This is a genomic window from Hydrocarboniphaga sp. (assembly GCF_965279055.1).
Taxonomy (GTDB): Bacteria; Pseudomonadota; Gammaproteobacteria; order Nevskiales; family Nevskiaceae; genus Hydrocarboniphaga.
On record NZ_OZ257125.1, the window covers coordinates 3,284,059 to 3,300,842 of the forward strand.

A 16,784-nucleotide genomic window follows, 5' to 3' on the forward strand; every position below is an offset into this window, starting at 1 on the left:
ATGTTCGAAGCCGGTGATCGTGTGGGCGGCTGGATGCGCACGACGCCTCGCGACGGCTTCCTGGTCGATCGCAGCGAAAGCCGGGTTCGCCGATCAGGGGTTCCGGGCCGCCTCGTGCTCGCCATGATCCGCGACAAGCGCCGTTAGGACATCAACACAAAAAACCCCGCATATTCGCGGGGTTAAGTGAAGCTTTCCGAACAATTAGGAACCACTCGGAATGGATGGTGGTTGGGGGACTAGGACTCGAACCTAGATAAACAGTGTCAGAGACTGTTGTCCTACCATTAGACGATCCCCCAACAGAGATCAGTGAAGCACCAGACCAGAACCGCAGTCTAACGCTTCGAAAAACTCCCTCCAAGTGCTTCGCCTCGTCAAGAAGCGAAGCGCCTGGAGGGCGAAGCGCGTTAGCGCTTGGAGTACTGCGGAGCGCGGCGGGCCTTGTGCAGACCGACTTTCTTACGCTCGACCTCACGCGCGTCGCGAGTCACCAGGCCGGCGTCACGCAGCGTCTTGCGCAGCGTTTCGTCGTACTGGATCAGCGCACGGGTGATGCCGTGACGGATCGCGCCGGCCTGGCCGGACGGGCCGCCGCCGACCACGGTGATGTAGATGTCGAAGCGGGTGACCGCGTCGACCAGTTCCAGCGGCTGACGCACCAGCATGCGGCTGGTTTCGCGGCCGAAGTACTGCTCCAGCGTCTTGCCGTTGACGGTCAGGTCGCCCTTGCCCGGCTTGATGAAGACGCGAGCGGCGGCGGTCTTGCGACGGCCGGTGCCGTAATTCTGTTGAGTCGTAGCCATTGATCGAAGACCGATTAGATGTTGAGCGGCAGCGGCTGCTGCGCGGTGTGCGGGTGCTCGGCACCGGCGTACACCTTGAGCTTGCGATAGTTGGCGTAGCCCAGCGGGCCCTTGGGCAGCATGCCCTTGACCGCCTTCTCGAGCACGCGCTCCGGATGCTTGGCCATCATGTCAGACAGGGCCGTCTGCTTGATGCCGCCCGGGTGCATCGTGTGGCGCCAGTAGATCTTGCCGTCCATGCCGTTCATCTTGTTGCCGGTGAAGGCCAACTTCGACGCGTTGATCACGACGATGTAATCGCCGGTGTCGACGTGCGGGGTGAATTCGGGCTTGTGCTTGCCGCGCAGGCGGCGGGCGATTTCGGTGGCCAGTCGGCCGAGCGTCTTGCCGTCCGCGTCGACGATGTACCAGTCGCGCTTGACGGTCTCGCCCTTCGCCATGAAGGTTTTCATCAATGTCATCCAGCTAGCCCACGCATGTGGGTCGTTATAGTTCAGTTTGCCAGCCGCGGAACAACGAGCCGTCGGTACAACCTGGCAAACCTCGTGAGGGCGCGAATTGTAGGGATCGCGCCCCCGGAACGCAAGCGGCCGCCCGGGCTATTGCGGCTGCACGGCCGGCACGCGGTAGCTGCCGTCGACCAGCGCGCTGCCCGGCAGATACACCCGCAGGATCAGCGCGAACGGCCCGGACGGCGTCGGCAACCAGTTCGGATTGACCTCGCCGCTGGACGGGTCCGCGTGCTGGATCTGCAGCGTCAGCGAGCCGTCGCTGCCGTAACGCAGGCCCGGTGAGTTGCCGCCGATGGCATACCGGTCCTGTGGATTGTCGTAGAAGAACAGGCTGCCGTCGGCGTCCGGCTCGTACAAGGTCACCGACCAGAACGCGCCATTGGGCGGCAGCGCACCCGCCGGGAACGTCAGGCTGTAGTTGTGCGTGCCGTCGTAGCGCTGCGGCGTCGCCGCATCGCCGGCGCCGTTGATGTACAGCGCCTCCTGCACCGGCAAGGCGCCGAGGCCGCCGATGGCGACACCGGCGCGATACGCATAGTCCTCGCCGAAATTGCCCAGATCACTCTGCGGATAGACCCAGCCCTGCACCACCGTGCCGCCCTGCGCCGCCGCGGTCGCGCGCTGATACGCGGCGCTGGCGCCCGCCTCCAGATCGGTTTTCTGCGTGCTGCTCAGCGCCGCGGCGTTGAACGTGCCACTGCCAAGACCGAGCGCCGTCAGGGCGTCGGCGGCGCTGCCCGCCGACACCGGGTTTTCGACGATCAGCTGGTCGGCGTAGGCGAAAAACGCCTCCCAGTCGGTGGCGGCCGGCGTCGCCGTGCCCAGCGAGGCCGGCGTCGATGTCGCCGAGGCCGTGGCGGTCGCGGTCAGCTGTCTCTGCACCGCCACCGCGGCGTCGAGATCGGCCTGATCGCGGACGTAGGTACGGCCCAGCGCCCAGGCCGAGTTGGTCGGCGAACGGATCACCTCGACGCCGGCCGGCGCAGTGCCGGCCCACTGCGGCCCGACCACCCAGAACGACTTGGCCGCGCCGCCGTCGACGCGCGTGCCGCGCACCGCGACGTTGTTGGTATAGAAGTCCAGCAGCGACAGCGAGAAGTAGCGATCGCCGCTGTCCGGAATATCGATCTGCACCGGGCCGTCGGCGAGCAGAAGAAACGCCGATGAATACAGCGTATCGGCATTGGGCGTGGTCACCGCTTTCGAGTTCGCATCGGCCAGCGTCGACACGTGCAGAAACTGGTTCGGACTCTGGACCATGCTGTCGAGCGCGGCCTTGCGCGTTGCCGACATCTCGTACAACGGCAGCAGGTAGGTGTAGGCCTGGTCGGCGTTCTGCTGGTAACTCGGCGCGGGCGGCGTGTCGTCGCCATCGTCGGCATCGTCATCCGAACCCCCACCGCAGCCGGCCAGCAGCACGGCGGAGAACAGCAGCGGCGCCAGGCGCCGCGAGATCAGGTAGCCCATGTTGGCAGCTCTAACGAAGGTGGAGACGGGCGCAGCTTGCACGGCAGCAGCTGAACAAAAGGTGTAGCCGGGCTTACCCAAGGCAAGCGTTCCGCAACGCAATTGCGGTTAAGCTGTCGCGTCGGTCCCCAGGGGCCGACGCGACACCCTCGCCTTTCCAGCCCGCGTCTCACCGCATCGCGCGCCGTCCATGTTCTTTCTGCGGAGACCCCTTCGGGTCGCTGCGTCTGGACGCCTGCTTGTCGATGAAAACGATCCTGTTCTTTGCCGCTTACCTGCTGGTGCGTGCGCTCGCATCCACCTATCGCTTCCGTAGTGCGCAGCCGCCACTGGCAAATGCCAAGGCCGTGTCCGGCGGCTACGTGCTGGCGATCTGGCATCAGAACCTGTTCGCCGGCATCCTCGCGCAGCGCGCTCGCCACTGCGTGATGGTGTCGCGCTCGCGCGATGGCGATCCGGTGAGCTTCCTGTGTCGCAGGCTCGGCCACGAGGTACTGCGCGGCAGCTCGCGCAAGAAGGACGGCCGCGACAAGGGCGGCAAGCTCGCCAAGGACCAGATGATCGAATGCCTGCGCCGCGGCCTGCCCGGCGCGGTCACCGTCGACGGCCCCAGCGGCCCGGCGTTCGAGGTCAAGCCCGGCATCGTCGAAATGGCGCGGCTCGCCGATGTTCCGGTGGTGCCCTACCTGAGCTTGCCGCGACGCTACTGGTCTTTTCCGAGCTGGGATGCGTTTCGTCTGCCGAAGCCGTTCACGCGTATCGACATCGTCTACGGCATCCCGATCCATGTGCCGGCCGATGCGCAGTTCAGCGACTTTCCGCGCTATCAGGCAGCGATCGCCGATGCCTTGACGGCGCTGGGGCTGAGCGCGAAAGCGGCGCGGCGCATCGGCAAGCTGGCGACGACAAGCTGATGCCGTCATTTCCGCAAAAGCGGAAATGACGTAAGGCTCAACCGCCGAAGTTGATCCGCGCTTCCAGGTTGGAACGCGAGTCGGCGTTGTCCAGCGCCTCGTCGAGCTCGATCAGGCCGCGCTTCCAAAGCTGGTGCAGCGACTGGTCGAAAGTCTGCGCGCCGCCGCTAGCCGACTGATCCATCGCCTGCGCGATTTCGTCGATGCGCCGGTTCAGGATCAGCTCCTGCACGAACGGCGTATTGACCAGCACCTCGACCGCCGCGCAGCGCTTGCCGTCCTTGCGACGTACCAGGCGCTGCGAAACGATCGCGCGCAAGCTCAGCGACAGATCCAGATACAGCTGGTCGCGCCGCTCCTGCGGATACAGGTTGACGATGCGCTGCAGCGCCTGCGAAGCGTTGTTCGCATGCAGCGACGACAGCGCCAGATGGCCGGTATTGGCCAGCTGCACGCAGGCGTCCATCGTGTCGCGCGTGCGCACTTCGCCGATCAGCACCACGTCGGGCGCCTCGCGCATCGCGCTGATCAGCGCGCGCTCGTAACTGTGCGTGTCCTGCCCCACTTCGCGCTGATTGACGATCGAGCGTCGATTGGCGTGCACGAACTCGATCGGGTCCTCGATCGTCAGGATGTGGCCGCTGGCGTTTTCGTTGCGATGGTTGAGCATGGCGGCCAGCGTGGTGCTCTTGCCGGAGCCAGCGGCGCCGACCAGCAGGATCAGGCCGCGCTTGTGCATCACCAGAGACTTCAGCACCTCGGGCAGATCCAGCGCGTCGAGCTGCGGCACGTCGCTGCGCACGTAGCGCAGCACCATGCTGATCGCACCGCGCTGGTAAAAGATATTCGCGCGGAAGCGGCCGATGCCGCTCGCCGGCAGTGCCAGATCCAGCTCCAGCTCGCGTACCAGCGCTGCCTGCTGCTCCGGCGTCAGCACGCTGTGAATGAGCTCGCGCAGGAACTCGTCGGTCAGCACGGTCTTGCCGATGGCGAGCATGTCGCCGTCGATTTTCAGCATCGGCGGCGCGCCGGCCGTGAAGAACAGGTCGGAGCCGTTCTTATCCGCGGCGAGTTTCAGATACGGCAGCAGCTTGATCATGTCGCGCGGCTCAGCGGCGCCGCGGCTGTTCGTGGGCGTCGAGCTTCATGGCCAGGCCTTTGACACCTTCGTCGGCATGCAGGTCCTGGCCGGCGCGCCTGGATTCCAGCTTGACGCGCAGCCGCAGCTCGTTCTGCGAATCGGCGTTGCGCAGCGCTTCTTCGTAGGCGATGTCGCCGCTCTCGAACAACTGGAACAGGTACTGGTCGAAAGTCACCATGCCCTGCTCGTTGGAGCGCTTCATGACCTCCTTGATGCCGTGCACTTCGCCCTTGAAGATCAGGTCGGAGATCAGTGGCGAGTTCAGCAGGATCTCCATCGCCGCAGCGCGGCCGCCGGTTTTGCCATCCACTGATTCCTTGCGCACCAGACGCTGGCTGATGATCGCGCGCAGGTTCAGCGAAAGGTCCATCAACAACTGCTCGCGCTTTTCCTCGGGGAAGAAATTGATGATGCGGTCGAGCGCCTGGTTGGCGCTGTTGGCATGCAGCGTCGCCAGCACGAGGTGGCCGGTTTCGGCGAAGTTGATCGCGTACTCCATGGTTTCGCGCGTGCGGATTTCGCCGATCAGGATCACGTCCGGCGCCTGGCGCAGCGTGTTCTTCAGGGCCATTTCCCAGCTCTGCGTATCCACCCCGACTTCGCGCTGCGTGACCACGCAGCCGCCGTGCGGATGCACGAACTCCACCGGATCCTCGATCGTGATGATGTGGCCCTGAGAGTTGGCGTTGCGATAGCCGACCATCGCCGCCAGCGAGGTGCTCTTGCCCGAGCCGGTGGCGCCGACCATCAGCACCAGGCCACGCTTGGACATCACCACTTCCTGCAGGCTCACCGGCAGACCCAGATCCTCGAACTTCGGGATCGTCGTATTGATCGTGCGCAGCACGCCGCCGACGCGGCCCTGCTGCACGAAGGCATTGACGCGGAAGCGGCCGATGCCCGGTGGCGCGATCGCGAAATTGCATTCGCTGGTCGCGTCGAATTCCTTGAGCTGGCGGTCGTTCATGATCGCGCGCACTACCAGCGCCGAATCTTCCGGCGACAGCGGCTTGTCCATCACCGGCGTCAGCTTGCCGTCGATCTTGATCGCCGGCGGGAAGCCTGATGTCAGGAACAGGTCCGAGCCGGAACGCTGCTTCATCAGCAGCAGCAGTTGTTGCACCAGCTTGATCGCCTCGTCGCGCCCCATCAGTTCGTCCCCCTCGAGAGCGTGATCAAGTCAGTTCCAGCGGCTTGTTGGCCTTGCGCCTGGCCTCGGCGGGATCGACCAGGCCGCGCTTGACCAGATCGCGCAGGCATTGTTCGAGCGTCTGCATGCCGTCTTTCTGGCCGGTCTGGATCGACGAATACATTTGCGCGATCTTGTTTTCGCGTATCAGGTTACGGATCGCCGGCGTGCCAAGCATGATTTCGTGGGCAGCGATGCGGCCGCCGCCCTTTTTCTTCATCAGCGTTTGCGATATCACCGCGCGCAGGCCCTCGGACAGCATCGAGCGCACCATTTCTTTTTCCGCGGCCGGGAACACGTCGACGATGCGGTCGATGGTCTTGGCCGCCGACGAGGTGTGCAGCGTGCCGAGCACCAGATGGCCGGTTTCGGCGGCGGTCAGCGCCAGGCGTATCGTCTCCAGATCGCGCAGTTCGCCGACCAGAATGGTGTCCGGATCCTCACGCAGCGCCGAGCGCAGCGCCTCGTTGAAACCGAGCGTGTCGCGATGCACTTCGCGCTGGTTGATCAGGCATTTCTTCGACTCGTGCACGAACTCGATCGGATCTTCGATCGTCAGCAGGTGGCCGTATTCGGAGTTGTTCTTGTGGTCGACCATCGCCGCCAGGGTCGTCGACTTGCCCGAGCCGGTCGGGCCGGTCACCAGGATCAGGCCGCGCGGCGTATCGGCCAGCTCACGAAAGATCGGCGGGCACTTGAGATCTTCCAGCGACAGGATCTTCGACGGAATCGTGCGGAACACCGCGCCGGCGCCGCGCGCCTGGTTGAAGGCGTTGACGCGAAAGCGCGCCAGGCCCGGAATCTCGAACGAGAAATCGCATTCCAGGAATTCGTCGTAAGCCTTGCGCTGCTTGTCGTTCATGATGTCGTAGACCATCTCATGAACCTGCTTGTGATCCAGCGGCGGCAGATTGATGCGCTTGACGTCGCCGTCGACGCGAATCATCGGCTCCACGCCCGCCGACAGGTGCAGATCGGAAGCACCCTGTTGCACGCCGAAAGTCAGCAGTTGCGCGATATCCATCGGCTCGGTAGTCCCGAAGTCTTGTGGCGAGATCTGGTTGCACGAGACACTATCGGCATTCCCGAACCCTCGCAATCCACACCGGCGCCATTACGGATGCCTGATCTTGCCGCCCGTCTGAAACTCGTGCAAAGCCGCATCGCCGCCGCTTGCACCGCGGCCGGCCGGCCGCCGGGCAGCGCGCGTCTGCTGGCGGTGTCCAAGACCGTGGACGTGCAGACGCTGGCCGCCGCGCAGCAACTCGGTGTCGGCGAATTCGGCGAAAGCTATCTGCAGGAGGCGCTGCCGAAGATCGCCGCGCTGCAGCCGCCGCCGGTGTGGCATTTCATCGGCCCGATCCAGAGCAACAAGACGCGTGACATCGCCGCGCATTTCGAATGGGTGCATGGTGTCGACCGGCTGAAGATCGCGCAGCGCCTGTCCGATCAGCGGCCGCCGGAGCTGCCGCCCTTGTCGGTCTGCGTGCAGGTGAACATTTCCAACGAGGCGAGCAAGGCTGGCTGCTCGCCGGAGCAGACCCTCGCGCTGTGCCTGGCGATCGCCGGGCTGCCGCGCCTGCGGCTGCGCGGCTTGATGGCGATTCCGGCGCCGCTGGCCGACGACGCCGATGCCGCCGCGGCGCGCGCGCCGTATGCGGCGCTACGCGAACTCGCCGAGCAGGTAAAATCGCGACTCGAGCCGCGCGCCGCGGGCGATTTCGACACGATCTCCGCCGGCATGTCGGACGATCTGGAAGCCGCAATCGCGGAAGGCAGCAGCCTGGTACGCATCGGCAGCGCGCTGTTCGGCAGCCGAACCTGACACTTAAAAGAGAGAAACTGATGAGCCAGGATCTGGCCAAGCGCAAGGCCGCCGAAGCGGCGCTCCGTTATGTCGTGCAGGGCGAGATGCTCGGTGTCGGCACCGGATCGACGGTCAACCATTTCATCGACCTGCTCGCCGAGAAGCACTACGACATCGCCGGCGCGGTGTCGTCCAGCGAGGCCAGCACCGAGCGCCTGCGCAAGCACGGCTTCAAGGTCGTCGATCTGAACAGCGCCGGCCCCTTGAGCGTCTACGTCGACGGCGCCGACGAAGCCAACGACCGGCTCGAACTGATCAAGGGCGGCGGCGCCGCGCTGACCCGCGAGAAGATCATCGCCGGCGCGTCGAAGGTGTTCGTCTGCATCGCCGACGAATCCAAGCTGGTCAAGGTGCTCGGCAAGTTCCCGCTGCCGATCGAAGTGCTGCCGATGGCGCGCAGCTTCGTCGCGCGCGAACTGGTCAAGCTCGGCGGCGAGCCGGTGCTGCGCGAGGGTGTGACCACCGACAACGGCAACCCGATCATCGACCTGCGCGGCATGGCGATCAGCGACGCACGCGCGCTGGAAACCGCGATCAACACGATTCCGGGCGTGGTCACCGTTGGCCTGTTCGCGCATCGTCCGGCGGACCGGCTGATCCTGGGTTCGCCGGATGGCGTGCGCGAGGTGCTGGCGCAGCGCTAAAAATCCCCTCTCCCTCCGGGAGAGGGTTAGGGTGAGGGCGCTGGCCAGCGATCGAGCTGCGACGCCCTCATCCGCCCCTTCGGGGCACCTTCTCCCGGCGGGAGAAGGGAAAAGCAGGCATAAAAAAGGCGGCGCTTTCGCGCCGCCTTTTTTTATTGCATCAGCTGCTCGTTAACGCGGGCCGCGCGGGCTCGAGTTCGGACGACCGCCACCACTGCGATGCGGTGACGACGGGCCACCGCTGCGATTGCCATCGGACGCACCACGCGGACGGTTGTCACCGCCTCCGCGACGATGACGATGCGCATTCGCCGGCATTTCGCCGCCGCGGTTGACGTTGATGCTCGGCCCCGGCTCGTGCTCTTCGCCCGCCGTGGCAACACGCGGCTGCTGCTGCGCACGCGGCTGGCTGTTGCCCGGCTGCGACGGACGCGGGCCGCCACCGTGACGCTGACCGCCGCCGTTCGGACGCGCAGCGCCATTGCCGCCACCGCCATTGGGACGCTGGCCCTGGCCGTGACGCTGGCCGCCCTGGCCATGACGGCCACGCGGCTGCATCGGCGGACGCGGCGCTTCTTCCGGTTCCGGATTCAGGCTCTTGCTGCCGAGTTCGAAGCCTTCGACGATGAAGCCCGGCAGCTCTTTCTTCAGCAGGCGACGGATCGACTTCAGATCATCGTGCTCGTCGGCCGACACCAGCGAAATCGCTTCGCCGTTGCTGCCGGCGCGGCCGGTGCGGCCGATGCGGTGCACGTAGTCTTCCGGCACGTTCGGCAGCTCGAAGTTGACCACGTGCGGCAGCTGCTCGATGTCGAGCCCGCGCGCCGCGATGTCGGTCGCCACCAGCACGCGAATGCCGCCGGTCTTGAAGTCGGCCAGCGCCTTGGTGCGCGCGTTCTGGCTCTTGTTGCCATGCAGCGCCGCGGCGGTGATGTTCCACTTGTTGAGCTTCTCGACCAGACGGTTGGAGCCGTGCTTGGTGCGCGCGAACACCAGCGTCTGCTGCCAGTTGCTGCTGCTGATCAGGTAGGCCAGCAGCTCGCTCTTGCGCGCCTTGTCGACGAACACGATGCGCTGCTCGATCGCTTCCACGGCCGAGTTGCGCGGCGCAATGTCGATCGTCGTCGGGTTGTGCAGGAAGCCGGTGGCGAGCTTGCGGATGTCTTCGGAGAACGTCGCCGAGAACATCAGGTTCTGACGCTGCTTCGGCAGCTGCGCGATGACGCGCTTGATGTCGTGGATGAAGCCCATGTCGAGCATGCGGTCGGCTTCGTCCAGGATCAGCACTTCAACCGCCGACAGGTCGATGGTGCGCTGGCCGACGTGGTCGAGCAGACGGCCCGGCGTGGCGACCAGGATGTCGACGCCCTGGCGCAGGATGTCGATCTGCGGGTTGATGCTGACGCCGCCGAAAATCACCGTGGTCTTCAGCTGCAGATGGCCGCCGTAAGTGCGCACGCTTTCGGCGACCTGGGCTGCGAGTTCACGTGTCGGCGTCAGCACCAGCGCCAGCGGCTTCTTCGATGCCGGCTTGCCGCCTTCGGCGCGACGCTGGCTGAGCTTGTGCAGCAGCGGCAGCGTGAAAGCCGCCGTCTTGCCGGTGCCGGTCTGCGCGGCCGCGAGCAGATCGCCGCCTTTCAGAATGACCGGGATCGCCTGGGCCTGGATCGGCGTCGGCTGGGTGTAACCTTCTTGCGCGACAGCGCGCAGCAGGCCTTCTTCAAGGCCCAGTTCTTCGAACAACATATGTTTTGTGACTCCTGAACGCGCCTGCGCCATGGCAATGCATGGGCGAACCGGTTCAGGCCGCTGAAAATGGGAATCGGGGAAAGCGCAGGGCGCGCGGACCACGAGGTTTGCGGAAAAGTGGGACCGTCGTGTAGGTCCAAACTCGTGGCGCCAACCGGTGGGCGCCCCCAACAAACGCCGACAGTATAGACACAGTGCGGTGATAGCGCCATCGGCGGGCCTGCCGCGCCGCCTCGCAGTATCATTTATCCACCCCCCGCTCCACCGATCAGGAACTCCACATGATGAAGCGCCGCACCCTCGCCCTGTCTCTGTTCTTGCTGGCCTCGCTGCCGGCGATCGCTGCCGACAAGTTCGACTACAAGGCGCTGGCCAAGCAGCAGGCCGGCAACTACGCCGCCGAGAAACTCAATCTGCCGACCGCCGCGCCGGCCGGCGCCAAGGTTTACTTTCCGACGCTCAAGGACGGCGACACCGTCAGCTCGCCGGTCACCGTGGTGTTCGGCCTCGCCGGCGCCGGCATCGCGCCCGCCGGCACCCAGGTCGAAGGCACCGGTCACCACCACCTGCTGATCGACGACCCGACCGTGGACTACACCGTGCCGCTGCCGGTCAGCGACAAGATCGTGCATTTCGGCAAGGGCCAGACCGAAACCCAGCTCAAGCTGGCGCCGGGCAAGCACACCTTGCAGTTGGTGTTCGGCGACTGGAAGCACCAGCCGTTCAACCCGAGCATCCAGTCCGACAAGATCACGATCACGGTGAAGTGATCTTATAGCCCTCTCCCTCCGGGAGAGGGTGGCCCGAAGGGCCGGGTGAGGGACTCGCAGGCTCAAACTACTTTGTGATGCGAGCACCCTCAGCCCGGCCCCTCGGCCGCGGTGCGACAGCGGAGTTTCTCGCTTTTTTGCGCGCCTTTTACGCGACCTGCAGAAAATCGATCACCAGCGTGGCGAACGCTGCCGGCTGTTCGATCTGCATGAAATGCCCGGTTTCCATGCGCTGGATGTCGAGGCCGGCAGTGAACAGGTGCTCCTGGTGCGTGAACATTTCGGCGCCGATCGCGCCGTCGCGCACGCCGTAGATCAGTCGCGCCGGCACCGTCACCGGCGCCGTCGCCAGGCGCCACAGCTCGGCGTCGCCGAACAGCTTGCGCAGGCCGCGGTAGTAGCTCAACGCCGCGGTCAGGCGGCCGGGTTCGGAGAACGCGGCCTTCAGCGACGTCCACCAGTCGGCATTGCTGAAAGCCAGGCCGGGCGACGCGGTTTCTATGCCCTTTTCCAGCAGCGCGAAATCGTCCTTCATCAGCTTGCGCTCGGCGGTACCGGCGAACTGGAACGCGAGGATGTAATACGAGCGACGGATCTGCGCGAACGTCGGCCGCAGCAGAAAGCGCCGCAGATGCGGCACCGAGGCGCAGACGATCCTGCTGATGCGGTCGGGCCGCAGATTGGCGGCCGCATACGTCACCGCTGCTCCCCAGTCGTGGCCGACGATCGCGGCTTTTTCCGCGCCGAGATGGTCGATCAGCGCGATCACGTCCATCGCCAGCGCGGCGATCGTGTAGTCGCCGTCGGCCGGCATGCTGCTCGGCGCGTAGCCGCGCATGTACGGCGCGACGCCGCGAAAACCGGCGCTGGCGAGGTCGCGCAGCAGCGGCACGAAGTTCTCGGCGCGGTCCGGGAAGCCGTGCAGGCACAGCACCAGTGGGCCCTCGCCCATTGCCAGGCAGACGAAATCGATGCCGTTGGCGGCGATGTTCAGCACCTCGGGTTCGGCGCTGTAGTAGTCGGTCATTTGCGGATCTCTGGTAAGCGGCGATTGTAACTACACCCACAGTCATTCCCGCGAAGGCGGGAAACCAGAGACGGCCCGCGCTGCTCCCGAAGCACTGGATTCCCGCCTTCGCGGGAATGACGACAACCGCGAGCGCGCATCCGCATTCATGACAGCGGCGTACACAAGCTGGCATAAGGACAGCGAACCCCGAACTTTTGCTCCGGCGATGATCACCCGCGAAACCCTGCTGCAGCTCGACGCAACCGACCCGCTCGCCGCCAGGCGCGAGGCTTTCGTGCTGCCGGCGAACACGATCTATCTCGACGGCAATTCGCTGGGGGCGATGCCGCGCGCCGCTGCCGAACGTGTGCGCCACACGCTCGATCACGACTGGTCGCAGGCGCTGGTGCGCAGCTGGAATGCGCCGCCATCCGGCGCCGGCTGGGTCGATTTGCCACAGCGCGTCGGCGCCAAGATCGGACGGCTGATCGGCGCGCGCGACGGCGAGACGCTGGCCTGCGACTCGACGTCGGTCAATCTGTTCAAGCTGCTGTCGCTGGCATTGAAGCTGCGGCCGGATCGCAGGCTCATCCTGTCGGACCGCGACAACTTCCCGACCGATCTGTACATGGCGCAGGGCCTGTCCGCGCTGCTCGGCGGCGAGCACCAGTTGCGCGCGGTCGCGCCGGACGAGGTCGAGGCGGCGATCGACGAGCGCGTCGCCGTGGTCTCGCTGAGCCACGTCAATTACCGCAACGGCGCGCTCTACGACATGGCCGCGATCACGCGGCGCGCCCACGAAGCCGGCGCGCTGATGCTGTGGGATCTGGCGCATTCCGCTGGCGCGCTACCGATCGCGCTCGCCGACTGCGACGTCGATCTGGCGGTCGGCTGCGGCTACAAGTACTTCAACGGCGGGCCCGGCGCGCCGGCGTATCTGTATGTCGCGCAGCGCCTGCAGCCGCAGGCGACGTCGCCGCTGACCGGCTGGTTCGGCCACGAAAAGCCGTTCGAGTTCATTCCGGCTTACGCGCCGGCCGCCGGCATCGACCGCATGCAGGTCGGCACGCCGGCGATCCTCTCGATGAGTGCGCTGGATGCGGCGCTGGACATCTGGGACGGCGTCGATCTGCAGCAGCTGCGCGCCAAGTCGATCCGCCAGTGCGAGACCTTCGTCGCGCTGGTCGAGCAATGGATGCCGGGCGTTTTCGAGGTGACCTCGCCGCTCGATTCGGCCAGGCGCGGCAGCCAGGTCTGCCTGCGTCACGAACAGGCCTGGCCGATCATGCAGGCCTTGATCGGGCGCGGCGTGATCGGCGACGTGCGCGCCCCCGACATCCTGCGCTTCGGCTTCACGCCGCTGTACGTTTCCTACGCCGATGTCTGGGACGCGGCGAACACGCTGCGCGAGATCATGCAGCACGGCGAATGGACGCAGCCTCGGTTCCAGGCCCGCGCCAAGGTCACATGACAGGACGCATGACATTCCGTGCATTGACGATCGCGCTGTTCGCCGTCACGGTGCAGGCTGGCTGCGCGCAGACCGCGAAGCCTTCGTCCAACCCCGTCGCCGATACGCCACCGCCGGACAAGATGCTCAGCTGGAACGAACTGTCGAATCGCCCCTTACCACCTGCCGGCGAGCGCATCGCCTATGGCGGCGATGCCTCGCAATTCGGCGAACTGCGCCTGCCACAAGGCTCGGGCCCGTTCCCGGTTCTGATGCTGATCCACGGCGGCTGCTGGCTCAGCGACTTCGACTACCTCTACATGAGCCATCTGGCCGCGGCGATCACGGCCGAGGGCTATGCGACCTGGACGATCGAGTACCGCCGTCTCGGCGCCAGCGGCGGCGGCTGGCCGCAGACGTTTCTGGACGCGGGCCGCGCGCTGGACGCGCTGCGCGACATCGCGCCCGCGCATCATCTGGATCTGCAGCGCGTCGCCGTCGCCGGCCATTCCGCCGGCGGGCAGCTCGCGCTGTGGCTGGCGGCACGTCCGCGTCTGCCGGCCGGCAGCGAAATCCGCGGACCCGATCCGCTGCCGCTGCGCGGCGCCATCGGCCTGGCCGCGATCACGGACCTGGCGCAATACCGCGTCGGCCCCGCCGATTCCTGCCATGCCTCGGTCGATCCGCTGCTCGGCGGCACGCCTGAGACGCAGCCGCAGCGCTACGCGCAGACCTCGCCGCGCGCGCTGCTGCCGATCGGCGTGCGGCAATGGCTGATCCAGGGCCAGCGCGATCCCATCGTCCCGGCAAACTCGGTCAGCGACTATGTGCAGGCCGCGCAGCGGGCCGGCGACACGGTGACCGAGCTCCGGTTCGACGCCGGGCATTTCGACGCCGCGGCGCCGGATGGCGAGGCCTGGAAGGCCCTGCAAACGGCACTGAAGGAAGCGCTGGCCCGGTAGGGCGTCGCGCAACGCCCTGGTAGCCGGAACACGGTCGCGCTGACATCACGCTCAGCGGGCGCAGCCGCTGATGCGATGTTTTCCCCATAGCCGGCGGGGTCGCGAGAGGAGCAAGGTAGACCTCCCGATTTTCGCTTCCCGGATTCGCGAGTCACCGTCATGAAAGTCCGCAAGCTCCTGCTGATGGCCGCCGGCCTGTCGCTGGCAGCGCTGGCCAGCACCGGCCAGGCCTACGAGCTGAGCCGCGCGGACTACCAGGCGCTGGGCGACGAGTTGCCGCCCTGGGACCACGACGGCCGCCTGCCGCAAGGCGAAGGCCAGCTCTACGAGTTGCAGCAGATTCACCAGCAGATCGCCGACCGCTCGCTGCGTCTGCAGATATCGGCGTTCCTGCTGCAGGCGATGGAAAGGCAGGCAGCGGATCCGGCGCGCTACGCCAGCATGCGCGCCGACTACGCGACGCAGCAGCAGAGCTTCGCGCGCTGGCGCGAGTCGATGGAACGTCGCCGCCAGGCGATCCTGCACGGAGGTGGCAGCGCCGCCGCCCCGGTGAGCACCGGCTACGACGACGACGATTTGAACCCCGTCGCCAGCGAGCCCTGAGCCGCGCTCGGCTACGATGGGCGCTGATCCATATCGCCCGTCGAAGCCGATGAAAAAACTGCGCATCGCCCTGCTGATCTGCGCCGCGCTGCTGAGCGCTCCCACACTGGCGCAGGACGCGCAGCCCGACGCCGCGCAGGCGCGCGCGATCGCCGCGCTGCAGTCGCTGAAGCCGCAAGGCGGCGACATCGACCTGCCGGGCGGCAAGGCGCAGCTCAGGCTCAACGACGCCTTCCGCTACCTGACGCCGGAGGACAGCCAGAAGCTGCTCGAACAGGTCTGGGGCAACCCGGCCGGCAGCGGCGCCGGCACGCTCGGCATGATCATCCCGGCCCATGACGACAGCGCCGGCGACAGCTGGGGCGTGGTCATCGGCTACAACGACGACGGCCACATCGCCGACCAGGACGCGCACAAGATCGACTACGACGATCTGCTGAAGACCATGCAGAAAGAGGCCGCCGCCGCCAACGAGGAGCGCGAGCGCCTGGGCTATCCGCGCGTGCAGCTGCTGGGCTGGGCCGAGCCGCCGCATTACGACGCCAGCGCACACAAGATCTTCTGGGCCAAGGACCTGAGCTTCGGCGAGCAACAGCATCGCACGCTGAATTATTTCGTCCGCGTGCTCGGCCGCGAAGGGGTTCTGGAACTCAACGCCGTCGCCGGCATCGATCAGCTCGACCAGGTGCGCCGCGACATGAACAAGGTCATGACGATGGCCGAGTTCAAGCAGGGCAATCGCTACGCCGACTACAACCAGAGCACCGACAAGCTGGCTGCCTATGGCCTGGCCGCACTGGTCGCCGGCGGCGTCGCGGCCAAGACCGGATTGCTGGCGAAGATCGTCGCGATCGCGTTCGCGGCGAAGAAGTTCGTGGTGCTGATACTGGCCGCGATTGCAGGGGTTTTCGGGCGCTGGTTCAAGCGCAGGTAAGTCCCCGGCTTTCACCCGGGCTACATGCGGCGTGAGCCGCTGTGCATGGGATCAACCGGGCCGCATGCCCTGCAGCTGCTCGTGCAGCGAATACGTCATCGCGCCGAGATACGCGACCAGGCCCAGATACGCGAGCCCGTAATTCACCCGCGTTTGCAGCGGCACGTCGTAGTACGCGCCGCCTCCGCTGCGGCCGCGCAGCGCGTTCCAGAAACTCGGCCAGGCGATCAGCGCGACCAGCAGGAACATCGGGCTCGGATGCCAGATGAAAAGTCCGACCAGCAGCGGCGCGCCGATCAGCCAGATTTTCGGCGACACCACCGCAGTGACTCGGCCGCCGTCCAGTGGCCCGAGCGGCAGCAGGTTGAACAGGTTGATCATGTAGCCGGCATAAGCCAGTGCGATCAGCAGGCCGCTGTCGTAATAGCGCCCGGCCTCGAAACAGGCGAAGGCCGCGAGCGTGCCGGCAACCGGCCCGGCGATGCCGATGTAGGCGTCGGTCTCGGCGTCGTGCGGCAGATCCTTGAGCTGGATCCAGGCGCCGACGAAGGGGATGAAGGTCGGCGCGCCGACGTTGAGCCCGCGCTGGCGTGCGGCGACGTAATGACCCATCTCATGCACCAGGATCATCAGCACGAAGCCCACCGCGTAGGGCCAGCCCCAGATCCACGCGTACACCGCCATCGACAGCAGCATGGTGCCGCCGGTCAAGGCGAGCTTGCCGAACTTGGCGCCGGACAGCAGTAACAGCAGAAGCTTGATCATGT

The 16,784-nt window shown here is 66.1% G+C and carries 18 protein-coding genes and 1 tRNA gene; 9 read left to right on the plus strand and 10 right to left on the minus strand.

Translation table 11 applies throughout. The features are described from left to right. Positions 1-147 carry an FAD-dependent oxidoreductase gene (locus ACQZF9_RS14850; protein ID WP_428309740.1) on the plus strand — a complete coding sequence of 49 codons (147 nt, stop codon included), beginning with the start codon at positions 1-3 and terminating at the stop codon, positions 145-147. An 81-nt stretch (positions 148-228) separates the two neighbouring features. Here ACQZF9_RS14850 and ACQZF9_RS14855 read toward each other — a convergent pair. The 4 genes from ACQZF9_RS14855 to ACQZF9_RS14870 all read right to left on the minus strand — a co-directional run bounded on the left by ACQZF9_RS14855 (position 229) and on the right by ACQZF9_RS14870 (position 2,785). Continuing rightward, positions 229-302 (minus strand) — tRNA-Gln (locus ACQZF9_RS14855). 108 nt (positions 303-410) lie between these two features. Then, on the minus strand, positions 411-806 hold the full coding sequence (gene rpsI / locus ACQZF9_RS14860; protein ID WP_428309741.1) for a 30S ribosomal protein S9: 396 nt from the start codon (positions 804-806) through the stop codon (positions 411-413). Positions 807-820: 14 nt separating this feature from the next. Further along, positions 821-1,258 (minus strand): 50S ribosomal protein L13, encoded by a 438-nt coding sequence (gene rplM / locus ACQZF9_RS14865; RefSeq protein WP_428309742.1) that lies wholly within the window; start codon positions 1,256-1,258, stop codon positions 821-823. Between the two features lie 147 nt (positions 1,259-1,405). Next, positions 1,406-2,785, minus strand: a complete 1,380-nt coding sequence (locus ACQZF9_RS14870; RefSeq protein WP_428309743.1) for a DUF1254 domain-containing protein — start codon at positions 2,783-2,785, stop codon at positions 1,406-1,408. 245 nt (positions 2,786-3,030) lie between these two features. On the opposite strand from ACQZF9_RS14870, the gene ACQZF9_RS14875 reads away from it, so the two are divergent. Further along, complete coding sequence (locus tag ACQZF9_RS14875) at positions 3,031-3,699, plus strand: lysophospholipid acyltransferase family protein (protein ID WP_428309744.1); 669 nt, start codon at positions 3,031-3,033, stop codon at positions 3,697-3,699. A gap of 37 nt (positions 3,700-3,736) precedes the next feature. On the opposite strand, the gene ACQZF9_RS14880 is transcribed toward ACQZF9_RS14875, so the two are convergent. The 3 genes from ACQZF9_RS14880 to ACQZF9_RS14890 are packed head-to-tail and all read right to left on the minus strand — an operon-like array spanning position 3,737 to position 7,053. Further along, complete coding sequence (locus ACQZF9_RS14880) at positions 3,737-4,798, minus strand: PilT/PilU family type 4a pilus ATPase (RefSeq protein WP_428309745.1); 1,062 nt, start codon at positions 4,796-4,798, stop codon at positions 3,737-3,739. Between the two features lie 10 nt (positions 4,799-4,808). Then, positions 4,809-5,990, minus strand: a complete 1,182-nt coding sequence (locus ACQZF9_RS14885; RefSeq protein WP_428309746.1) for a PilT/PilU family type 4a pilus ATPase — start codon at positions 5,988-5,990, stop codon at positions 4,809-4,811. 25 nt (positions 5,991-6,015) lie between these two features. Beyond that, positions 6,016-7,053, minus strand: coding sequence for a type IV pilus twitching motility protein PilT (locus ACQZF9_RS14890; protein ID WP_428309747.1), 1,038 nt, complete (start codon positions 7,051-7,053; stop codon positions 6,016-6,018). Positions 7,054-7,149: 96 nt separating this feature from the next. On the opposite strand from ACQZF9_RS14890, the gene ACQZF9_RS14895 reads away from it, so the two are divergent. Together ACQZF9_RS14895 and rpiA are read left to right on the plus strand one after the other, a co-directional pair. Continuing rightward, entirely contained in the window at positions 7,150-7,854 is a 705-nt protein-coding gene (locus tag ACQZF9_RS14895) for a YggS family pyridoxal phosphate-dependent enzyme (protein WP_428309748.1), read from the plus strand. Between the two features lie 20 nt (positions 7,855-7,874). After that, on the plus strand, positions 7,875-8,540 hold the full coding sequence (rpiA, locus tag ACQZF9_RS14900; RefSeq protein ID WP_428309749.1) for a ribose-5-phosphate isomerase RpiA: 666 nt from the start codon (positions 7,875-7,877) through the stop codon (positions 8,538-8,540). A gap of 171 nt (positions 8,541-8,711) precedes the next feature. On the opposite strand, the gene ACQZF9_RS14905 is transcribed toward rpiA, so the two are convergent. Beyond that, entirely contained in the window at positions 8,712-10,286 is a 1,575-nt protein-coding gene (locus tag ACQZF9_RS14905; RefSeq protein ID WP_428309750.1) for a DEAD/DEAH box helicase, read from the minus strand. A 287-nt stretch (positions 10,287-10,573) separates the two neighbouring features. Here ACQZF9_RS14905 and ACQZF9_RS14910 point away from each other — a divergent pair, with 287 nt between their 5' ends. Continuing rightward, positions 10,574-11,059, plus strand: coding sequence for a DUF4399 domain-containing protein (locus ACQZF9_RS14910; protein WP_428309751.1), 486 nt, complete (start codon positions 10,574-10,576; stop codon positions 11,057-11,059). A 148-nt stretch (positions 11,060-11,207) separates the two neighbouring features. On the opposite strand, the gene ACQZF9_RS14915 is transcribed toward ACQZF9_RS14910, so the two are convergent. Continuing rightward, entirely contained in the window at positions 11,208-12,086 is an 879-nt protein-coding gene (locus tag ACQZF9_RS14915; protein ID WP_428309752.1) for an alpha/beta fold hydrolase, read from the minus strand. Between the two features lie 208 nt (positions 12,087-12,294). Between ACQZF9_RS14915 and kynU the strand changes: the two genes are divergently transcribed. The 4 genes from kynU to ACQZF9_RS14935 all read left to right on the plus strand — a co-directional run bounded on the left by kynU (position 12,295) and on the right by ACQZF9_RS14935 (position 16,017). Beyond that, a complete protein-coding gene (gene kynU / locus ACQZF9_RS14920; protein WP_428309753.1) occupies positions 12,295-13,539 on the plus strand; it encodes a kynureninase in 1,245 nt (414 codons plus the stop codon). 8 nt (positions 13,540-13,547) lie between these two features. Continuing rightward, positions 13,548-14,480, plus strand: coding sequence for an alpha/beta hydrolase family protein (locus tag ACQZF9_RS14925; protein WP_428309754.1), 933 nt, complete (start codon positions 13,548-13,550; stop codon positions 14,478-14,480). 159 nt (positions 14,481-14,639) lie between these two features. Beyond that, complete coding sequence (locus ACQZF9_RS14930) at positions 14,640-15,083, plus strand: hypothetical protein (RefSeq protein ID WP_428309755.1); 444 nt, start codon at positions 14,640-14,642, stop codon at positions 15,081-15,083. A gap of 49 nt (positions 15,084-15,132) precedes the next feature. After that, a complete protein-coding gene (locus ACQZF9_RS14935; RefSeq protein ID WP_428309756.1) occupies positions 15,133-16,017 on the plus strand; it encodes a DUF2167 domain-containing protein in 885 nt (294 codons plus the stop codon). A gap of 51 nt (positions 16,018-16,068) precedes the next feature. Here ACQZF9_RS14935 and ACQZF9_RS14940 read toward each other — a convergent pair whose 3' ends face one another. Further along, the gene (locus tag ACQZF9_RS14940; protein WP_428309757.1) at positions 16,069-16,782 is read right to left on the minus strand and encodes a site-2 protease family protein; all 714 of its coding nucleotides are present in this window, start codon (positions 16,780-16,782) and stop codon (positions 16,069-16,071) included. Positions 16,783-16,784: the final 2 nt, after the last annotated feature.